Genomic DNA, 20,217 nt, shown 5'->3' on the forward strand with positions numbered 1-20,217 from the left:
CGGTGGCCGCTCACTCGGCACGCGGCGCGAAGCGACGGCGCCGTCAGCTTCGTGTCGCCTGCCCATGACTCTTCGATCCGCAGCACCCGTTTCCAACGATGCACTGCCGAACCCGCGCGGCGGCGCGGTCCGCCCGGCCGAACTGGCGCTCGCCGAGGCGTCGCTCGCGTTCGAGCAGCGTCACGAGAGCGGTGCCGCGCTGCTGCGTGCGTCGCATGCCTTGCGCACGGCGGGCTGGCTCAGCGCGCAGCGTTTCGCCGACGCGCTGGTGCGGCTCTCGCCGCTCGCGAGCGACGAGTCGGCCGAAGCGCAAAGCGCCCGGCCGGTGTTCGGCGCGGCGCTGCGCGACTTCCGCGCGGCGCTCGAACGTCACAATCTGCGCGAGCTCAGCTGCTCGCCGACGCTGTTCAACCATTACCGCGAGCTGTGCGCGCAACTCGTCGAACCCGCGCCGGGCTCCGCCGTCGCGTTCGAAGAGCTCGCGCTGTGCGCGCGGCCGGTGCCCCCGGCGTCGCTGCACGCTCAATCGGCCGATCAGCTGGCACATCTGCGGGCGCGCTACGAGCGCGCTCTGCTGCCGGTGCTGCGCTCGCAGGCCGACACGGGTAGCGCGGTGGCGCTTGCGGTCACGAACGCCGCGCTCGACGAGCTCGACGCCGTGTTCACCGAACTCGCCGGTCCCGATCCCTACGACTTCTGGCGGCTCGCGCGCGCCTGCGCGAAGGCGCTGCGCGCGCGCGGCCACGCCATTCGCGATATCGAGGCACGGCGCTTTTACGCGCGCTGCAACCTGGCGCTCGCCGATCACGCGCGCGGCATCGAGCGCGCGCCCCGTTCGCTGGTGCGCGCGACGCTCGCGCTGCTGTGGCGCGACTACGCGCTGTTCGGCGCGGCCGCCCAGGACGCCGACCAGGTCGAGGTGCTGCACGATCACGGCTTGACCGTCGACTGGCACGTCGCCGGCACGCAGTCGTCGGAAGCGCTGTGGGAGGCGCGCGCGCTCGAGGCGCAGTCGCTGCCGCACACGCGCGATCTCGGCGTGCTGAGTGTCAACGCGAACGCGTACGAAGATTTCCTGCAGACCGCCGAAGCGTCGATCGAGGCGCTCGCCGCGCATGCCCGCGCGGCCGATCAGCCAGAGAAAGCCGACCCGAGCGAAGCACTGCAGGCGGGCGACGCCGCCTACCGGCTCGGCTCGGCCGCCTGCGCGCTCGGCCTCGGTCACGTGGCGCTGCTCGCCGATGCGCTCGGGCTCGCATGGCGGCGTCGGGCGCATGCGGCCGTCGCGACGCCGGCGGTGCGCGTACACGTGATCGTCGGCGCGCCGGCGGCCGACACGCTCGAGCAGGCCGCCGAGGCGTTGCGCGCGTCGCTGCACAAGGTCGCCGCGGGCGTTGGGCCGGCCGGCGGCAGCTTCACGCAGGCGGCGCTCACCGCGCTCACGCGCGCGATCGAGCAGGGCGGCGCGTGAAGCGCAAGCCAGGCCGAACCAAACGCGCGACGTGGCGCGCGAATTGCGTCCGCAACGCCTCGACCGACGCGCGCCGAATCCGCTGAAACCCATTTTGACGAGTCACAACCCCGCTACTTCGCGACACGCGTCGAACCTGCCGTTCTACGCGGTGTTTCGGCGCCTGATCGCGGCATGGCGCGAGTCGCGCGCGTGATAGAGTGGAACTTGATCCGGCGTCGATGACGCCGCACGTAGCGTGCAACCCAACGCGTTGCAATGCTCAAAGCAGCCCGCCATCGCGCATCGTCTTTGCTAAAATCCGAACTATGTCCAAGAGTACCGATCGCATCAATCTGACCAACCAGTTCCTGATCGCCATGCCGAACATGGCCGATCCGACGTTTTCAGGAACGGTGGTCTACCTTTGCGATCACAGTGAGCGCGGCGCGCTCGGCCTCGTGATCAACCGGCCGACCGATATCGACCTGGAAGCGCTCTTCAATCGCATCGATCTGAAGCTCGAGATCGAACCTCTTCTCCATGTTCCCGTGTATTTCGGCGGCCCGGTGCAAACCGAGCGCGGCTTCGTGCTGCACGATCCGAAAGGCGGCAGCGCGTACACGTCGTCGATGTCGGTGCCGGGCGGGCTAGAAATGACCACCTCGAAAGACGTGCTCGAGGCCGTCGCGAGCGGCAACGGTCCGGAGCGTTTCCTGCTGACGCTCGGCCACGCCGGCTGGGGCGCCGGTCAGCTCGAAGACGAAATCTCGAAGAACGGCTGGCTGACGGTCGAGGCCGATCCGAAGATCGTCTTCGACGTGCCGGCCGAAGATCGTCTCGAAGCGGCGCTCGCGCTGCTCGGCGTGTCGCTGTCGATGCTGTCGGGCGAGGCCGGGCACGCATGAGGGGCCGTGCATGAATCCGCCGGCCGGACGTGAGGCGACGCTGCTTGCGTTCGACTACGGCGTGAAACGTATCGGCGTGGCGGTCGGCAATTCGCTGACGCGCCGCGCGCGGCCGCTCGTCGTCGTGCAGAACCGCAGCAAGGAGTACCGTTTGGAAGCGCTCGGCAAGCTGATCGCCGAATGGAAGCCCGATGCGCTGGTGGTCGGTTTGCCGATGCACCCCGACGGCACACCGCACGAGCGCACGCAGCTCGCGAAGCGCTTCGGCAACCAGCTGAACGGCCGCTTCAATCTGCCGGTCACGTGGGTCGACGAGCGCTACTCGTCGGTCGAGGCCGAGGCGCAAATCCGCGCCGGCAACGCCCGCGCCGACATGCTCGATGCCGAAGCCGCGAGCATCATCCTCCAGCAATATCTTGACGGACTTTCCGACGATCATGAGTCCCATTGACGCCGAAGCGCTGTATCGCGCGTTGCTCGACCAGATTCGCGCGGCCTATGGCGACCAGCTCGCCGCAGCGCACGACGGCGCCCAGGCGGCGGTGCTCGCGGGTATCCATAGCGGCGGCGCATGGCTCGCCGAGCGGCTCGCGCGCGACCTGAACCTGCCGAGCTTCGGCGTGGTGAACGTCGCGCTGCATCGCGACGACTACGCGAAGAAAGGGCTGCACGCGCAGGCGAGCCCGACCTCGCTGCCGTTCGCGGTCGATGGCAGCCGCATCGTGCTGGTCGACGACGTGCTGTACACCGGCCGCACGATTCGCGCGGCGGTAAACGAGCTGTACGACTATGGCCGGCCTGCGTCGGTCGAACTCGCGGTGCTCGCCGATCGGGGCGGACGCGAGTTGCCGGTGGCGGCGCGCTTCGTCGGCGGCGTGGTCGACGTGCCGGCCGACGCGACGCTCGTGCTGGCCCATGAAGACGACGGCGCGGGCGGCCAGCGGTTCTCTTTTCACACTGAAGCACGCGTCGATTGAAACTCGCGCGCGCGGCGCGCCGACCTCGATCACGTTGAAGCCCGTATTTGAAGCAGGTACATCATGAACACCGCCACCCAGGCTCCGCAAGATTCCTCCGCTAGCGCATCCGAGCGCTTCCGCTACGGCTTCCTGAAGGGCAACCCGCAGCTCACGAAGAACGGCGAGCTCAAGCATCTGCTGTCGATCGAGGGCTTGCCGAAGGCCATCGTCAATCACATTCTCGAGACCGCCGACCAGTTCGTCAGCGTGACTGATCGCGAAGTGAAGAAGGTGCCGCTGTTGCGCGGCAAGTCGGTGTTCAACCTGTTCTTCGAGAACTCGACGCGCACCCGTACCACGTTCGAGATCGCGGCCACGCGGCTGTCGGCCGACGTGCTGAATCTGAACATCAACGCGTCGTCGACGAGCAAGGGCGAATCGCTGCTCGACACGATCAACAACCTGTCGGCGATGCACGCGGATCTGTTCGTCGTGCGTCATGCGTCGAGCGGCGCGCCGTTCCTGATCGCGCAGCATTGCGCGCCGCACGTGCACGTGATCAACGCCGGCGACGGCCGTCACGCGCACCCGACGCAGGGTCTGCTCGACATGTACACGATCCGCCACTACAAGAAAGACTTCACGAAGCTGCGCGTGGCGATCGTCGGCGACATCCTGCATTCGCGCGTCGCGCGTTCGGACATTCATGCGCTGACCACGCTCGGCGTGCCCGAAGTGCGCGCGATCGGTCCGCGCACGCTGCTGCCGGGCGGCCTCGAACAGATGGGCGTGCGCGTGTTCCACAACCTCGACGAAGGGCTGAAGGACGTCGACGTCATCATCATGCTGCGCCTGCAGAACGAACGCATGAGCGGCGCGTTGCTGCCGTCGTCGCAGGAGTACTTCAAGAGCTGGGGGCTGACGCCCGAGCGTCTCGCGCTCGCCGCCCCGGATGCGATCGTGATGCACCCCGGTCCGATGAACCGTGGCGTCGAGATCGACTCGCAGGTCGCGGACGGCCCGCAATCGGTGATCCTGAATCAGGTGACGTTCGGTATCGCGGTGCGCATGGCGGTGATGGGGATCGTCGCGGGTAACAACGATTAAGCAGCGACTCATCAGGAAGCCGAAGCACAGGCTGAACCACAGGTTTAACAAAGGCAGCGCATGAAGATTCATATTCAAGGCGGCACGCTGATCGATCCGGTAGCGGGCACCGAACAGCAGCAGGACATTTTTATCGAGGCGGGCAAGATCGCCGCTCTCGGCCAGGCGCTGGCCGGCTTCCAGGCGGAGCGCACGCTCAACGCCCAGGGTCTGTCGATCGCGCCGGGTCTCGTCGACCTGTGCGCGCGTTTGCGCGAGCCGGGCTACGAGCACAAGGCGACGCTCGGCTCGGAAATGGCCGCGGCGCTCGCGGGCGGCGTGACGAGCCTCGTATGTCCGCCGGACACCGATCCGACGCTCGACGAACCGGGCCTCGTCGAAATGCTGAAGTTCCGCGCGCGCAATCTGAACAAGGCGCACGTGTATCCGCTCGGCGCGCTGACGGTCGGTCTGAAGGGGCAGGTCATCACCGAGATGGTCCAGCTGACCGAGGCGGGCTGCGTCGGCTTCTCACAGGCCGATACGCCGATCGTCGATACCCAGGTGCTGATGCGCGCGCTGCAATACGCGAAGACCTATGGCTTCACCGTGTGGCTGCGTCCCGTCGATGCGTACCTCGGCAAGGGCGGCGTCGCCGCGAGTGGCGCGCTGGCGTCGCGGCTCGGTTTGTCGGGCGTGCCGGTGTCTGCCGAAACGATCGCGCTGCATACGATCTTCGAACTCGTGCGCGTGACCGGCGCGCGCGTGCATGTGTCGCATGTGTCGTCGGCGGCGGGCGTCGCGCTCGTGCGCGCGGCAAAGGCCGAAGGCCTGCCGGTGTCGTGCGACGTCACCGTGAACCACGTGCATCTGATCGATCTCGACATCGGCTATTTCGACGCGCAGTTCCGGCTCGATCCGCCGCTGCGTCAGCAGCGCGATCGCGAAGCGATCCGCGCAGGCCTCGTCGACGGCACGATCGACGCGATCTGCTCGGCGCACACGCCGGTCGACGACGACGAAAAGCTGCTGCCGTTCGCCGAAGCGACGCCCGGCGCAACCGGCCTCGAACTGTTCCTGTCGCTGACGGTCAAGTGGGCCGACGAAGCGGGCGTGCCGCTCCCGAGCGCGCTCAATCGCATCACCGCGGCGCCGGCACAGGTGCTCGGCCTCGAAGCGGCTGGCCGTATCGCGGTCGGCGCGGTGGCCGACCTCTGCGTGTTCGACCGTCATGCTCACTGGCGCGTCGAGCCGCGCGCGCTGAAGAGCCAGGGGCACAACACGCCGTTCCTCGGCTACGAGCTGCCGGCGCAGGTGCGCGCGACCGTCGTGTCGGGTCAGCTCGCGTACGAGCAGCGCTGAGCGGCATCGTCTCGGTCCAGTCAAGGAAGGCCCCGCCCATGAAGCTCGCGTTACGCAAGATCCGTCTCATCACGCATCTGCTGCACGGCATGTGGACCGTCGCGACGCGCTTTCCGAACGCGAGCGCCGAGCGGCGTCACGCGCTCAATCGCGCGTGGTCGCTGAAGATGCTGCGGCTGTGCGGCATGCGCCTTGTCGTGCATAACGATGCGGTGCGGCTCGATCGTGGCGCGCTCGTCGTCGCCAATCACATCTCGTGGATCGACATCTACGTGATCAACGCGTGGCGGCCGACGCCTTTCGTGTCGAAGGCGGAGATCCGTCGATGGCCGGTGGTCGGCTGGCTCGCGCAGCAGCTCGACACGGTGTTCATCCAGCGGGAGAAGCGCAGCGACGCGAAGCGGATCATGCACGAACTCGCCGATCGCCTCAGTGCGGGTGAACTGATGTGCGTGTTCCCCGAAGGCACGACGTCGAACGGGCTCGAGTTGCTGCCGTTTCACGCGAACATGTTTCAGGCGGCGGTGTCGGCCGGTGTGCCGGTGCAACCGCTGTGCATCATGTACGAGGATGCGCAGGGCCGGCAGTCGACCGCACCCGCGTATATCGACGATGTCTCGTTGTCCGACTCGCTCGACATGCTGTTGCGTGGCGGTCCGCTAACCGCTCACGTCTATGTCGGCGCGCCGCTCGCACCGAACGCCGACCGGCGGGTGCTCGCGGCGCAGGCTCAGAACGTGGTGGCGAACGCGTTGCGGGACATGCAGGCCGGCAACGCAGTGGCGGGGACGGTCGCGCAAGAAGGCGACGTGGTAGCTGCCGCGTCGTCGAGCGACGCCGCCGAGACGCCGCAAACGCTGATCGAGCCCGTCGATCAGCCGCGCCGCTCGGCCTGAGCGGCGGCGCTGCCGGGCAGCGTCGCCGGCTTCTGTTTAATTGCCCCCGCGCGGCACACCGCACGAACCGCAATCGACCTGCGTCAACGTACGCTCCGCAGGATTTCGCGCGAGCCGTACCGCCGACAGCTTCTGCCCCCACACGCAACCCGAGTCGAGGCCGATCAGGTTGTCGCGCAGCATCAGGCCGAGCGCGGCCCAATGACCGAACACGACGGTCACGTCGGCGGTCTGGCGCGACGGCACGTCGAACCATGGCATGCAACCGCTCGGCGTGGATGCGAGCGTGCCGCTGCTGCTGAAATCCATCACCCCATCGGCGCTGCAAAAGCGCATGCGCGTCAACGCGCTGCACGTAACGCGCAGACGCTCGATTCCCTTCAGGCCCGGCTTCCAGCGGTTCGGCTCGTTGCCGTACAGGCCGGCAAGCGTTTCTTTCCAGTTCGGCGCACGCAGCGCGCGCTGCAATTCGTCGGCGAGTTCCAGCGTCAGCGTCGTATCCCATTGCGGCAGCACGCCCGCGTGCACCATCAGCATGCCGTTGTCGAAATGCGCGAGCGGCCGGTGGCGAATCCACTCGAGCAGATCGGCGGCATCGGGCGCGGCGAGGATGTCTTCGATCGTGTCGCCTTTCTTCGACTTGCGAATCCCCGCCGACACCGACAGCAGATGCAGATCGTGATTGCCGAGCACCGGCACCGCGCGCTCGCCGAACGCGATGACGTCGCGCAAAGTGTCGAGCGAGTCGGGGCCGCGGTTGATCAGATCGCCGGCGAACCACAGCGGTGTGCCGTCCGGCGGCGCGGCCTTGGCGAGCAGTTGCTGAAACGGCGCACGGCAGCCTTGCAGATCGCCGAAAGCAAGAGGAACGAGAGGAGCGGACGTACTGGAAGCGTTGTGGGGTGTCATCGAGGAAATCGGATCGATTCGATACGCGCGGTGTTGCACGACGCGTGCCACGCTGGGCAGAGCAGCAAGCTAGCGTGACATAATAGCCCGTTTGCGGTTCGGATATCGCGCTATGGACCGCGCGCTTTTCCAATACAACAACAGGATGACTCTCTCGTGAACGAAGCCAGCATGTCGTCTCCCGCCGCGAAGCAATCATTTCGCACGCTCGTCACCGGTGCGAACGGTTTTACCGGCCGCTATCTGGTCGAGAAGCTGATCGGGCGTGGGCACACCGTGATCGAAGCGGTGTCCGGCCGCGACGAGCCCGACACGCCGACACGCGTCAAGCTCGATATCACCTCACCGGAAGACTGCCGGCGCGTGCTCGACGCCGTGCGGCCCGATTACATCGTGCATCTGGCCGCGATCAGCTTCGTGGGACACAACGATCCGCTCGACTTTTATCGCGTCAACGTGATCGGCACGCTGAACCTGCTGGAAGCCTGCGCCGCGATCGGCCACGTGCCGCGCAAGCTGCTGATCGCAAGCAGCGCGAACGTGTACGGCAACGTCAGCAGCGCCGCGATCGACGAGAGCTTTGCGCTGACGCCGGTCAATCATTACGCGGCCAGCAAGGCCGCGATGGAAGCGCTGGTGCGCACATGGTTCGACCGTCTGCCGATCCTGATCGTGCGGCCGTTCAACTACACCGGCCGCGGCCAGGCGGTGAACTTCCTCGTGCCGAAGATCGTCAGCCACTTCGCGCGGCGCGCGGCCTCGATCGAACTCGGCAATATCGACATCGCGCGCGACTTCTCCGACGTGCGTTATGTGGCGAGCGCGTATGACGCGCTGCTCGACTCCGATGTCGCCGCCGAGATCGTCAACGTCTGCACCGGCACGCCGTATTCGTTGCGTGAGATCCTGACGACCGCGAGCGAACTCACCGGTCACGACATCGAAGTCCAGGTCAATCCCGCCTTTGTCCGGCAAACGGACGTCAAGATGCTTGCCGGATCGCCCGCCAAATTGCACTCGCTGGTGCCGGCGGTCGAGTCGATCCCGTTCATCGATACGCTGCGCTGGATGCTCGCGGCCTGAGCGCGTTCACGCGAGCAATCTCCTGATGGTCTGCATTCGCGGCCTTTCGCGGCGTTTTTGCCCGTCTTCCTGTTCGTTTCCCAGTCTTTGCGCGCCGGACCGCATAGTATGTCGTGCAGATCATTACAAGCGTCAAAATGCGCGTAATCGCACCGAAAGACTCCATTTTGCGTGCCAGCGGCAACGAATTCTGTCAAGCTGTTTCAAGTTGTTAGGGTTCTAGTTTTTGCACTGGGCAGCTTTATAATTGGGGCTTCATAAAATTGGCGTCTGAGTGTCCGCTCTCCGCGGGACGCGTCGGTCGGCCAGAGAAACAGACACCACACGGGGTGAACGGGTCGCAAGTTCTTCGCTGCCTGTCACTAACATCGACAAGGGAATTAAATGATCCTGGTAACGGGCGGTGCCGGCTTCATCGGCGCCAATTTCGTGCTCGACTGGCTGAATGCGTCGGACGAAGCGGTGCTCAACGTAGACAAACTGACCTACGCCGGTAATCTGGGCACGCTGAAGTCGCTACAGGGCAATTCCAAACACATTTTCGCGCGCGTCGACATCTGCGATCGCGCCGCGCTCGACGCGCTATTGGCGGAACACAAGCCGCGCGCCGTGCTGCATTTCGCGGCCGAGAGCCATGTGGATCGCTCGATTCACGGTCCGGCCGATTTCGTGCAGACCAACGTGGTCGGCACCTTCACGTTGCTCGAAGCGACACGCAGCTACTGGAACACGCGGGGTGAGGCGGAGCGCGCCGCGTTCCGCTTCCTGCATGTATCGACCGACGAAGTGTTCGGCTCGCTGTCCGCAACCGATCCGCAATTCTCCGAAACCACGCCGTACGCGCCGAATAGCCCCTATTCGGCAACCAAGGCCGGCTCGGATCATCTCGTGCGCGCCTACCATCACACGTACGGCCTGCCGGTGCTGACCACCAATTGCTCGAACAACTACGGCCCGTACCAGTTCCCCGAGAAGCTGATTCCGCTGATGATCGCCAACGCGCTCGGCGGCAAGCCGCTGCCGGTGTATGGCGACGGGCAGAACGTGCGCGACTGGCTGTACGTCGGCGACCATTGCAGCGCGATTCGTGAAGTGCTCGCACGCGGCACGCCGGGCGAAACGTACAACGTCGGCGGCTGGAACGAGAAGAAGAATCTCGAGGTCGTGCACACACTTTGCGACCTGCTCGACAAGCAGCGTCCGAAGGCGGCGGGCTCCTATCGCGACCAGATCACCTATGTGACTGATCGTCCGGGCCACGACCGCCGTTACGCGATCGACGCCCGCAAGCTCGAGCGCGAACTCGGCTGGAAGCCGGCGGAAACGTTCGAAACGGGACTCGCCAAAACGGTCCAGTGGTATCTCGACAACCAGCAATGGGTCGACGAAGTCGCTTCGGGCGAGTACCGGAAGTGGGTCGAGACCAACTACGCGCAGCGCGCGTAAAGGCACGGCAATGGCGCGCAAAGGCATTATTCTCGCAGGCGGTTCGGGCACTCGCCTGTATCCGATCACGCACGTCGTCTCCAAGCAACTGCTGCCGGTGTACGACAAGCCGATGATCTACTACCCGCTGTCCACGCTGATGGTGGCGGGGATTCGCGACGTGCTGATCATCTCCACGCCGCAGGACACGCCGCGCTTCGAGGCGATGCTCCGTGACGGCAGCCAGTGGGGCATGAACATCCAGTACGCGGTGCAGCCGTCGCCGGATGGGCTCGCGCAGGCGTTCATCATCGGCCGCGAGTTCGTGAACAACGATCCGTCGGCGTTGATTCTCGGCGACAACATTTTTTACGGCCACGATCTCGCGAAGCAACTCGAGCGCGCCGACGATCAAACCGAAGGCGCGACCGTGTTCGCGTATCACGTGCAGGACCCGGAGCGCTACGGCGTGGTCGAATTCGACCAGCAGTTCCGCGCGTTGTCGATCGAGGAAAAGCCCGCGAAGCCGCGTTCGAACTACGCGGTCACCGGTCTTTACTTCTACGACAAGCAGGTCTGCGACATCGCCGCCGACATCCGTCCGTCGCCGCGCGGCGAGCTCGAAATCACCGATGTCAACTCGCGCTATCTCGCGAACGCGTCGCTGAACGTCGAGATCATGGGGCGCGGTTATGCGTGGCTCGACACCGGCACGCACGATTCGCTGATCGAAGCCGCCACGTTCATCGCGACGCTGCAGAAGCGCCAGGGTCTGGTGGTCGCGTGTCCGGAAGAGATCGCGTACCGGCGTCAGTGGATCGACGGCGAGCAACTGCTCGCACTCGCCAAGCCGCTCGCGAAAAATGCCTACGGGCACTACCTGCAAAACATTCTCACGGATCAAGTCGCATGGCCATCCAGGTAACCGCTACCGCGCTGCCCGAAGTCAAGATCATCGAGCCGAAGGTGTTCGGCGATGCGCGTGGCTTCTTCTTCGAAAGCTTCAATGCGCTCGAATTCGCTGAGAAGGTCGAGCCGGGCGTCGAGTTCGTGCAGGACAATCACTCGCGCTCGGCGCGCGGCGTGCTGCGCGGTCTGCACTATCAGATCCAGCATGCGCAGGGCAAGCTCGTGCGCGTGGTCGAGGGCGAGGTATTCGACGTGGCCGTCGACATCCGCAAGAGTTCGCCGAACTTCGGCAAGTGGGTCGGCGTGACGCTGTCGGTCGAAAACCACCGGCAGCTGTGGGTGCCGCCCGGTTTCGCACACGGCTTCGTCGTGCTGTCGGAGTCCGCGCAGTTCCTCTACAAGACCACGGATTACTGGTTTCCCGAGCACGAGCGCAGCATCGTATGGAACGATCCGTCGATCGGCATCGAATGGCCGATCGACTTCGAGCCGCTGCTCGCGGCCAAGGATGCGGCGGGCAAGCGTCTCGCCGACGCCGAAGTCTACGCATAGGGGAAACGCATGAGCGCACACGACGCGACACGGACGATTCTCGTCACCGGCGTAAATGGCCAGGTCGGCTATGAGCTCGCGCGCACGCTGCAAGGGCTCGGCAACGTGGTCGCGGTCGACCGCTCGCGGCTCGATCTGTCGAACCTCGATCAGATTCGCGCGGTGGTGCGCGACTTGCGTCCCGCGCTGATCGTCAATCCGGCCGCTTATACCGCGGTCGATAAGGCCGAAGAAGAGCGCGATCTGGCGATGCGTATCAACGGCGAAGCACCGGGCGTGCTCGCCGAGGAAGCAAAAAAGCTCGGCGCCGCGCTGATCCACTATTCGACCGACTATGTCTTCGACGGAACGAAGAACGCACCCTACGTCGAGGACGATTCGACCAATCCGCAAAACGTATACGGCAAGAGCAAGCTCGCGGGAGAGCAGGTCATTGCTGCGTCCGGCTGCGAGCATCTGATCTTGCGTACTAGCTGGGTGTATGGAGCGCGTGGAAAGAACTTTTTTCTGACCATGTTGAAGCTGGGTAAGGAGCGGCCTGAATTGCGCGTGGTTGCCGATCAGATCGGAGCGCCTACCTGGTCCAATACCATTGCGACATCGACATCGCACATCATCGCGCAAGGCCTCGCTGCGAATAATGCTGACTGGTGGCGCGAGCGTTCGGGCGTCTATCACCTGACTGCAGCGGGCGAGACATCATGGCACGGTTTCGCACAAGCAATCTTTGATGCTGCAATGGGAGAGGAAGGGCCGCGCGTCGTACCGATCGGCACGATCGATTATCCCGTTCCCGCGAAACGTCCGGCAAATTCACGAATGTCGCATCGCAAGCTTACCGAGACCTTCGGGCTTTCGATGCCGGACTGGCGGGATGCGTTGCGACTCTGCATGGCCGGTCAATGTGCATAGCCGTGGCCACCAGTGGCGCGGTAGCTGCCGATCCATTGTTGAAAGGTAATTGCCTTCCATGACTCCAGCTGATCGTGGCGTCTTGTCCGGTAATGTATCTTCCGGGATCGTCGTTGTGTTTTATCGACCGGATGCTGCTTGCGTCCGTCGGGCGAATCGCTATGCAGACGCGGGCCTTTGCGTTGTCGTCGACAATACCGAGCAGACGCAGAGTGCCGCGCAGATTGGTCTCGACAAGCGAATCGTCTACGTCGCGAACGGCGCCAACCGGGGAATCGCGACGGGCATCAATCAAGGCGTCGAGGTGCTCCTGAAGGCAGGATGCACCTGCGCGCTGATCTTCGACCAGGATAGCGAGCCGTCAAGCCAGCTACTGGACGAGTTGCCGCGTTTGCTCGACGACGAAGAGCGCCAGCGTGGCCGAGTTGCATTGATCGGTCCGGCATACGAGGATGCCCGCCTCGGCGGTGTTGCGCCCTTCGTTCGCTTTGGATACCTGAAGCTGCAGCGGATTCCGGTCGTTGGCACACAGCCGCTCGAGATCGATTTTCTGATCAGCTCGGGCTCTTGCATCAATCTGGCCATCTGGCAGGAAATTGGTCCGATGGATGACGCGTTGTTCATTGACTTCGTCGATCTTGAATGGTGCGCGAGAGCGAGGTCGAGAGGTTACGCAGTACTGGGGGCGCCGGGGTTGCGGCTCGCGCATGAACTGGGCGGCGAACCGGTTCGAGTGCTCGGCCGGCAATATCCGAGCCATAGCCCGCTACGTCATTATTACCTCTTCAGGAATGCAGTTGCTCTAATCAAACGGAGCTATATTCCGTGGACCTGGAAGTCTACGGAACTCGTCAAGTTCCCGTTTCGATTGGCGATTTATGGGTTGTTTCTTCAGCCACGTCTGGGCCATTTGCGAATGGCGCTGATGGGAATCTGGCACGGGTTGACCGGCCGCATGGGCCGGCTCGATCGACCATGACAAGGTACGCGTCGATACACGACGGCGCGTCCATTTTTAACGCGAAAGTAGCAGACTCTGTAATGTACAACCTGGCACTTTATGATTTGAAGCGAAGCATCGCTTCCTGGCGGCTTTGGACACTTCTCGGCTGGCTAGAGGTTCGGCAACGCTACGCGCGTTCGCGCGTAGGACCGTTCTGGCTAACGATCAGCACCGGTGTGATGGTCGGTTCGATCGGCGCGGTGTACGGCACGCTTTTCGGGATGAAGATGAGTGATTATCTTCCATATCTCGCTGTCAGCCTTGTCCTATGGACGGCATTTTCGGCCACTGTCCTGGAGGGCAGCACCGCTTACATAAACAGCGGCCACTACATCCGGCAGGCGGCGACGCCGAAGCTGATCTTCATGTTGCAGGTTGCCTGGCGCAATCTCATCATCCTCGCGCACAACTCCGTGATTGTGGTTGTGCTGCTGGCAATTTATGGCATCAAGAGCTGGGAGACGCTCCCTGTCTTTATTCCGGCTTTGGTGCTGTATATGGCCAATGCGATGTGGATGGCAATGGTCACGGGTCTGCTATCCGCGCGTTTTCGCGATTTGCCGCAGATCGTCGCCGCGCTAATGCAGATCGCGTTTTATGTTACTCCAATCATTTATCACCCGAATTCGTTGACCCGCTTTTCATTCATCGTCGATTTCAATCCTCTCGCGCATCTGATCGAACTGGTTCGCGCGCCGCTGATCGGGGAGTGGCCGAGCGCGACCACGTGGGGAGTCTCCGTGGGGCTTGCCGTGGCCGGTTGGCTTTTGGCGCTTGGCCTTACGGGCCGGTACTTGAAACGCATTCCATACTGGGTCTGATAGAGCAAATCATGGCGTACATCGAACTTAAGAACACGACGCTCGACCTGCCCATCTATGACGTTCAAGGACGGTCGCTCAAGAAGCAGGTCATGCGCGTGGGTCGTCGCAATTCAATCGCCGAGGGTAACGACGGCGTAGTCATCGTGCGTGCGCTCGACAGCGTCAACTTGCGTTTGGAAAGCGGCGACCGGTTTGGCCTAGTCGGCCACAACGGCGCCGGCAAGTCGACACTGCTCAGAATCATGGCCGGCATCTACTCGCCCACGTACGGCACGGTTGAGAGCGACGGAAAGATTGTGCCGCTACTCGATACCAGTCTCGGAATGGACGAGAACTCGACCGGCATGCAAAACATCCGCTTGCGAGGTTTGTTGCTGGGTATGTCGGATGCGGAAATTCGTGAGAAGCAGCAGTCGATCGCGCAGTTTTGTGAGCTAGGCGATTATCTCGACCTGCCGCTCAGAACCTATTCGAGTGGCATGCGCGTGCGCTTGGGCTTCGCCATATCGACTGCGGTCGATGCTGAGATTCTCCTGCTCGACGAGGTGATGGGCGTTGGCGATGCGTCTTTCATGCATAAGGCCGAAGAGCGCCTCGCGGATCTTCATAGCCGTGCGGAGATTGTGGTGCTGGCAATGCACTCAAATGCGGAAATCCGCAAAGTATGCAACAAGGTGCTGTGGATGGAGCGCGGGCGCGTACGAGCGTTTGGGCCGACCGAAGAAGTGCTTTCGCAGTATGAAGCTTCGGTGTGAGCGCGTAATGGCGCCTGCAGCGGAAGACCGAAACCAGGCGCAATGCCCGCTTTCCTGTCTTCAAGGCAGGCGTGTTGAATTGTCGACATTGATGATAGTCGGTCAAATAATATGACGTGTGTCGCTTAACAGCACGCAACGAGGACTTGGAATGATTGATCGGGCTTATAGGGTCTACTGCTACTGGAAAACCCATGGAACGTCGGCGTTGCGGGAGCTTGTCTACCGAAAGTTGGGCAAAAAATTAAATGTTTCGCCCAGTTTAGTGGGCGGCGGCGACTCGTCCCAAAAAAGCGTGGCGCAACTTCATCGTCAGCGCTTCGAGTCGCTTGCACCTTTACTGACATATTCGATTCCCGCATCCGGCGTCCGACGCGTCAGCATCGTGACAGACAGCGTCTCCAGTGGCAGCCTGTTTGGTGGAGTGGGGACTGCGCTGATTTTTTCAGCTCTGCTTGCGAATGAACTCAATGCGCAGCTTCGGATAGTCACGCGAACGCAGCGGGCTCAACCCGAGAACATCGATCACATTCTCGCGTTGTACGGCATCAAGCTGAAGCACGAATTGCAATTCAAGTTTGCAGCGTTCTACGATCAGAAGTACGAACTCGACGTCAAGGAAGGCGATCTCTTCGTGACAACGTCGTGGTGGACGACTGCGGCTACATTGCCCAGCGTGCCGCGCGAGTCGATTATCTATCTGCTGCAGGAAGATGAACGGATGTTCTATCCGTTCGGCGATGATCGTGTTAAATGTGCAGACACGCTTCGGAATAGCGAAATCCGTTTTCTGATCAATACAAAGCTGCTGTTCGACCATCTGATTTCGGATGGACTAAGCAATATTGCCGCCAAGGGAATGTGGTTTGAGCCGGCTTTCCCGGCCTCCATTTTCCATCCGCGAAAAAAGCAGGCGTTGCAAAAGAAGCGATTTTTCTTTTACGCAAGGCCGAACAATGTGCGTAATCTGTTCTATCTTGGGATTGAAGTCATCGAACGGGCGATTGCCGAAAAGGTGCTGGACCCCTCGGAATGGGAGATCTGTCTGGTCGGTAAGGACATACCAAGCGTGGTTTTCGACGGTGACTACGTGCCCAAAAAATTCGAGAATCTCACATGGTCGCAGTATGCAGAACTTGCAGGGACGATCGATGTGGGCCTCAGCTTGATGAGCACGCCGCACCCAAGCTATCCGCCGTTGGATCTGGTGGCCAGCGGGGCGGTCGTAGTAACCAACCGCTTTGGCAGCAAGACCGATCTGTCCGGCTACTCGCATAACCTGATCTGCGCGGACCTTGAGCGTGATGCATTGGTTGAAGCACTGAGGTCGGCAGTGACGCTGGCATCCAAACAGCTATTGAGAGAGCAAAATTTTCTTAGGAACGGACTTGCTGGCGATTGGCAGCAAGCGTTCGGCAAGATCATCAAGCAGTTGTCCGAAGAACTCTAATGTTTAAAGTCGATATTGCTCCTTTAGCTTATTCGGACCCGTGGATTTTGCCGCTGAGTGAGCGCGTGAGAATGCTTACGCGTGGTAAGCGGCGGGTTGCCTATTTCTACGAAGAGCCGAACAACAGCACGTTTCGTTACCGTGCCTATAACATGGTGCAGGTACTGAATGAGGACGAGAGTGGGGATGTATCGGCGAGTTTTTTCTTTCTTCAGGACTGGGCACGAATCGACGAGATAGCAGATCTCGCAGATGTACTGGTGATTTGCCGGTCCCGGTATTGTCATCGCATCAATCAGCTCGTGATGAAGTTCCGGTTGCGAGGCAAGCGCATATTGTTTGACATCGACGATTTTGTTTTCGATTCGAGCTTTGCGCACCTGATCATGAACACGCTTGACGAAGACGTCGGCGATTCCGGCCGTTGGGACTATTGGTTCTCGTATATTGGCCGGCTGGGCGCGGCGCTGAAAATGTGCGATGGCGCCATCACGACGAATGCTTTTCTAGCCGGGAAGATCGCGGCGTTTTCTGGATTGCCGGTGAGCGTGGTGCCGAATTTTATGAACAAGGAGCAAATCGATTTTTCCGATGCGCTCTTTCGGCATAAGCAGGAGAAGGGGTTCGCACGCGACGACAGGATTCACTTAGGCTACTTTAGTGGCTCGCCTTCGCACAAGCTCGACTATGCGATCATCATTCCGGCTATCGAGGCGCTGCTCGCGAAAGATCCCAGAATCGAACTGATGATCGTGGGTTATATCGAGGCTGGCCCGACGCTCAGTAAATTCGGTGATCGGATCAAACGCCAACCTTTTCAAGACTATGTGAACTTGCAGCGTCTCATCAGTACTGTCGAGTTCAATCTGATGCCGCTGCAGTCAAACGACTTTACGAACTGCAAATCAGAGCTCAAGTATTTCGAGGCCGCCGTCGTGGGCGCGATAAGCGTCGCGTCACCGTCTTATACATATGCGAATTCGATTCGCGACGGCGAGAACGGCTATCTTGCCCAGGCGCATGAATGGTTGTCTGTGATCGAGAGAGCAATCGAAAGCGATTCCGGGTGGTCGACATTGCTCGAAAATGCACGTGAGGATGCTCGTTCGAAGTATGCATGGTTTAATCAACGCGATACGATCCTCGCCGCGCTGCAACTCGACTGAATTCGATCGCAGCGGTCGCATTCGCGACCAATGGCCTTTCACGTACATCACTTTGGACTGAATGCGCTTCGGTTGTCTCGCAGTCCAAGTGAAAGGCGAACGACGATTCGCCGACTTCCAATCTTGAGCGCTGATCGCGTGCGCAGCTATGAATCTTCAGTCTCTACCCTCTCAGGTTGCGGGCGTCGCGGCGATCGTAGTCAGTTATCAGCCGGATTTGGCACGCCTTGGCGAACTTCTCAAGTCTGTTGCATCGCAGACCGACAGTGTGGCTGTGGTGGACAACGGATCCGGCGAAGACGTGGCTGGTTTCGTGGCTGGGCTGGGCGACTCGAGGATACATGTCTTGTCCCAGGGCAAAAATCTCGGAATTGCGGCGGCCCACAATGTCGGCGTCCACTGGGCGCGAGAGCATGGTGCAAAATATGTCTTGCTGATGGATCAAGACAGCGTGCCGGAGCCAAGGATGGTAGCTGCGCTGAAGTTGGCACATGAGGATCTGGTTGCAGGCGGCAATAGCGTGGCAGCGATCGGACCACGATTCAGAGACCCTCAAACAGGTCACCTTGCTCCACATGTGCGCTTCGGAAGGATCCGCTTTGCGCCTGTCGCCTGTAAACCCGGTCAACCGGTTGTCCGGACAGACCTTCTTATTTCCTCAGGATCATTGATTTCAATCGATGTTCTCGATGCCGTTGGCGGGATGGACGAGGAATTATTCATTGACCAGGTCGATACTGAGTGGGTGTTGCGCGCTCGTGCAAAGGGTTATCAGGTGTGGGGGCACTGTGAAGCAAGCATGAGCCACTCCCTTGGAGAAGAGCGTAGGCGGGTGTGGCTTGGCCGGTGGCGGGAAATTCCCCTCCATAAGCCGTTTCGATACTACTACATGTTCCGCAACAGCGTGCTGCTACAGAGGCGAAACTATCCTTGTTGGGCTTGGCGTCGTGTCGATGCGGTACGTTTGCTGCAAATGTTCGTGTTCATGGTCATGTTCCATCCTCAACGGTTCAAGGCATTACAAAGCATGCTGCGGGGACTGTGGGATGGGGTTCAGGCGCACCAGTCAAAGTGATCGGCCCCGCCAGCAGCGTTAGTACATTCAACTTAAGGCAGTGGTTGATAGCGATGTGCGATGGATGGCACCGTCAGGTTGACGCCGGACGCAACGAAAGGGCAATGCGCAACGGCAACAGCCGAGCTGGATGCCAGTCAGACGTCACATCCCACGCGACGTCATGGCATTGCCAAGCGACTGATCGTTGGCGAGTGCAAGGTAACCACGTAACCGTCCGACCGCGACCGTTCTTGACAGCGTGTCGAGTCAGGCGGCGTCGTGGCGAAGCTGATCGGCGACGACCCATGGCAACAGTTCGTCGACGCGATTGACAGGATGCTCGGCGATGCGAGCGATGACGTGGCGCAGGTAGGCCTCGGGATCAAGGCCATTCAGTTTGGCGGTACCAACCAGAGTGTAGATTGCGGCCCCGCGTTCGCCGCCGCTGTCGGAGCCGAAGTGCAGATAGTTCTTTCGGCCGAGAGCGACAGCACGTAAAGCGCGTTCAGCCGCGTTGTTGTCGATTTCCACGGCGCCGTCATCGACGTACAGCGTGAGCGCCGCCCACTGATTCAGCGCGTAGTTGATAGCTTTGGCGGTTTCGCCTTTCTGCGACACCGTACCCAATGTCGAGCGCAGCCAGATCTCGAACACATCGAGTAACGGACGCGCCTGCTCCTGCCTGACACGTCTTCGTTCGTCCGGTGGCTTGCCGCGAATCGCGGCCTCAATTGCGTACAGTTCGCCGATCTGGCGCAACGCTTCGGTGTTAACCTCGTTCTTGCGTGCGACGAACAGATCGTGGAATTTGCGGCGCGCGTGTGCCATGCACGCAGCCTCGCGCACATCACCACCCTCGTAGATCGCGTTGTACCCCGCGAACGCATCGGCCTGCAATGTTCCCTTGAAATCCTTCAGATGGACCTGTGGATATCCACCAGCTCTTGTGGGACTGTACGCGAACCAGACCGCCGGTGCGTCCTTCGAGCCAGCCGGCCGGTCATCCCGAACGTACGTCCAGAGCCGTGCGGTACGGGTCTTGCCGTTCCCGGGTTCGAGTACAGGTACCGGCGTGTCATCCGCGTGGATCTTCGAGGCGGCCATCACGTACCGGCGAACGACCTCTACGAGTGGCCGGAGCAACGCACTGCACTGTCCGACCCAGTCCGCGAGTGTCGAACGGCTGAGCTGCACGCCGTCGCGCGCGTAAATCACTGACTGACGGTACAGGGGAAGGTGGTCACAGAATTTGGCGACCAGAACATGCGCGAGCAACCCGGGACCCGGCATGCCGCGATCGATTGGCCGGCTGGGCGCAGCCGCCTGCACGATGCAGTCGCAACAGGTACAGGCCTGCTTGAGTCGCCGGTGACGAATCACTCGCTGCGTATTTCGGATGAACGTGACCGGCCGTTTCGGGATCGTGACCGGCGATTTCGGCAACGTGACCGGTTATTTCGGGAACGTGACCGAGCGGACCGGATGGCTGGATTGGCGTTGCGCATGACATC

General features: G+C 61.7%; 19 protein-coding genes and 1 pseudogene. 18 read left to right on the forward strand and 2 right to left on the reverse strand.

Annotated elements, in window-relative coordinates; all coding sequences use genetic code 11:
- Positions 1-64 precede the first annotated feature (64 nt).
- The 7 genes from AB4Y34_RS04950 (at position 65) to AB4Y34_RS04980 (ending at position 6,661) form a co-directional block, all read left to right on the forward strand.
- Entirely contained in the window at positions 65-1,471 is a 1,407-nt protein-coding gene (locus AB4Y34_RS04950; protein WP_368715403.1) for a hypothetical protein, read from the forward strand.
- 308 nt (positions 1,472-1,779) lie between these two features.
- Positions 1,780-2,358 carry a YqgE/AlgH family protein gene (locus tag AB4Y34_RS04955; RefSeq protein ID WP_013088593.1) on the forward strand — a complete coding sequence of 193 codons (579 nt, stop codon included), beginning with the start codon at positions 1,780-1,782 and terminating at the stop codon, positions 2,356-2,358.
- Positions 2,359-2,368: 10 nt separating this feature from the next.
- Positions 2,369-2,809, forward strand: coding sequence for a Holliday junction resolvase RuvX (ruvX, locus tag AB4Y34_RS04960; protein ID WP_368715404.1), 441 nt, complete (start codon positions 2,369-2,371; stop codon positions 2,807-2,809).
- A complete protein-coding gene (gene pyrR / locus AB4Y34_RS04965; protein ID WP_368715405.1) occupies positions 2,796-3,335 on the forward strand; it encodes a bifunctional pyr operon transcriptional regulator/uracil phosphoribosyltransferase PyrR in 540 nt (179 codons plus the stop codon). Before ruvX ends, pyrR begins: the two co-directional genes overlap by 14 nt.
- 63 nt (positions 3,336-3,398) lie before the next feature.
- Entirely contained in the window at positions 3,399-4,424 is a 1,026-nt protein-coding gene (locus tag AB4Y34_RS04970; RefSeq protein ID WP_008920711.1) for an aspartate carbamoyltransferase catalytic subunit, read from the forward strand.
- A gap of 60 nt (positions 4,425-4,484) precedes the next feature.
- Entirely contained in the window at positions 4,485-5,765 is a 1,281-nt protein-coding gene (locus tag AB4Y34_RS04975; RefSeq protein WP_368715406.1) for a dihydroorotase, read from the forward strand.
- A gap of 38 nt (positions 5,766-5,803) precedes the next feature.
- Positions 5,804-6,661 (forward strand): lysophospholipid acyltransferase family protein, encoded by an 858-nt coding sequence (locus AB4Y34_RS04980; RefSeq protein ID WP_368715407.1) that lies wholly within the window; start codon positions 5,804-5,806, stop codon positions 6,659-6,661.
- Between the two features lie 36 nt (positions 6,662-6,697).
- Here AB4Y34_RS04980 and AB4Y34_RS04985 read toward each other — a convergent pair whose 3' ends face one another.
- Positions 6,698-7,570, reverse strand: coding sequence for a symmetrical bis(5'-nucleosyl)-tetraphosphatase (locus AB4Y34_RS04985; RefSeq protein ID WP_368715408.1), 873 nt, complete (start codon positions 7,568-7,570; stop codon positions 6,698-6,700).
- A gap of 171 nt (positions 7,571-7,741) precedes the next feature.
- Here AB4Y34_RS04985 and AB4Y34_RS04990 point away from each other — a divergent pair, with 171 nt between their 5' ends.
- The 11 genes from AB4Y34_RS04990 to AB4Y34_RS05040 all read left to right on the forward strand — a co-directional run bounded on the left by AB4Y34_RS04990 (position 7,742) and on the right by AB4Y34_RS05040 (position 18,724).
- On the forward strand, positions 7,742-8,653 hold the full coding sequence (locus tag AB4Y34_RS04990; RefSeq protein ID WP_368715433.1) for a GDP-mannose 4,6-dehydratase: 912 nt from the start codon (positions 7,742-7,744) through the stop codon (positions 8,651-8,653).
- A 384-nt stretch (positions 8,654-9,037) separates the two neighbouring features.
- Positions 9,038-10,099, forward strand: coding sequence for a dTDP-glucose 4,6-dehydratase (rfbB, locus tag AB4Y34_RS04995; RefSeq protein WP_368715409.1), 1,062 nt, complete (start codon positions 9,038-9,040; stop codon positions 10,097-10,099).
- A 10-nt stretch (positions 10,100-10,109) separates the two neighbouring features.
- A complete protein-coding gene (gene rfbA, locus AB4Y34_RS05000) occupies positions 10,110-11,003 on the forward strand; it encodes a glucose-1-phosphate thymidylyltransferase RfbA (protein ID WP_368715410.1) in 894 nt (297 codons plus the stop codon).
- The gene (rfbC, locus tag AB4Y34_RS05005; RefSeq protein ID WP_368715411.1) at positions 10,988-11,539 is read left to right on the forward strand and encodes a dTDP-4-dehydrorhamnose 3,5-epimerase; all 552 of its coding nucleotides are present in this window, start codon (positions 10,988-10,990) and stop codon (positions 11,537-11,539) included. The genes rfbA and rfbC overlap by 16 nt, the downstream gene beginning before the upstream one ends.
- Before the next feature lie 9 nt (positions 11,540-11,548).
- A complete protein-coding gene (rfbD, locus tag AB4Y34_RS05010; RefSeq protein ID WP_368715412.1) occupies positions 11,549-12,451 on the forward strand; it encodes a dTDP-4-dehydrorhamnose reductase in 903 nt (300 codons plus the stop codon).
- A 58-nt stretch (positions 12,452-12,509) separates the two neighbouring features.
- Complete coding sequence (locus tag AB4Y34_RS05015; RefSeq protein WP_368715413.1) at positions 12,510-13,430, forward strand: glycosyltransferase family 2 protein; 921 nt, start codon at positions 12,510-12,512, stop codon at positions 13,428-13,430.
- Positions 13,431-13,492: 62 nt separating this feature from the next.
- The gene (locus AB4Y34_RS05020; RefSeq protein WP_368715414.1) at positions 13,493-14,275 is read left to right on the forward strand and encodes an ABC transporter permease; all 783 of its coding nucleotides are present in this window, start codon (positions 13,493-13,495) and stop codon (positions 14,273-14,275) included.
- A gap of 11 nt (positions 14,276-14,286) precedes the next feature.
- Positions 14,287-15,033: an ABC transporter ATP-binding protein gene (locus tag AB4Y34_RS05025; RefSeq protein ID WP_368715415.1), complete on the forward strand. Its 747-nt coding sequence runs from the start codon at positions 14,287-14,289 to the stop codon at positions 15,031-15,033.
- 151 nt (positions 15,034-15,184) lie between these two features.
- Positions 15,185-16,483: a hypothetical protein gene (locus AB4Y34_RS05030; RefSeq protein ID WP_368715416.1), complete on the forward strand. Its 1,299-nt coding sequence runs from the start codon at positions 15,185-15,187 to the stop codon at positions 16,481-16,483.
- Complete coding sequence (locus AB4Y34_RS05035) at positions 16,483-17,649, forward strand: glycosyltransferase family 1 protein (RefSeq protein ID WP_368715417.1); 1,167 nt, start codon at positions 16,483-16,485, stop codon at positions 17,647-17,649. The genes AB4Y34_RS05030 and AB4Y34_RS05035 overlap by 1 nt, the downstream gene beginning before the upstream one ends.
- Before the next feature lie 148 nt (positions 17,650-17,797).
- On the forward strand, positions 17,798-18,724 hold the full coding sequence (locus AB4Y34_RS05040) for a glycosyltransferase family 2 protein (RefSeq protein WP_368715418.1): 927 nt from the start codon (positions 17,798-17,800) through the stop codon (positions 18,722-18,724).
- A 249-nt stretch (positions 18,725-18,973) separates the two neighbouring features.
- Here the strand turns inward: AB4Y34_RS05040 and AB4Y34_RS05045 are convergent.
- Positions 18,974-20,104, reverse strand: a pseudogene (locus AB4Y34_RS05045) (IS66 family transposase); the annotation flags it as partial.
- Positions 20,105-20,217 lie beyond the last annotated feature (113 nt).

This window comes from Paraburkholderia sp. BR10954, from assembly GCF_040965775.1.
Lineage (GTDB): Bacteria > Pseudomonadota > Gammaproteobacteria > Burkholderiales > Burkholderiaceae > Paraburkholderia > Paraburkholderia youngii.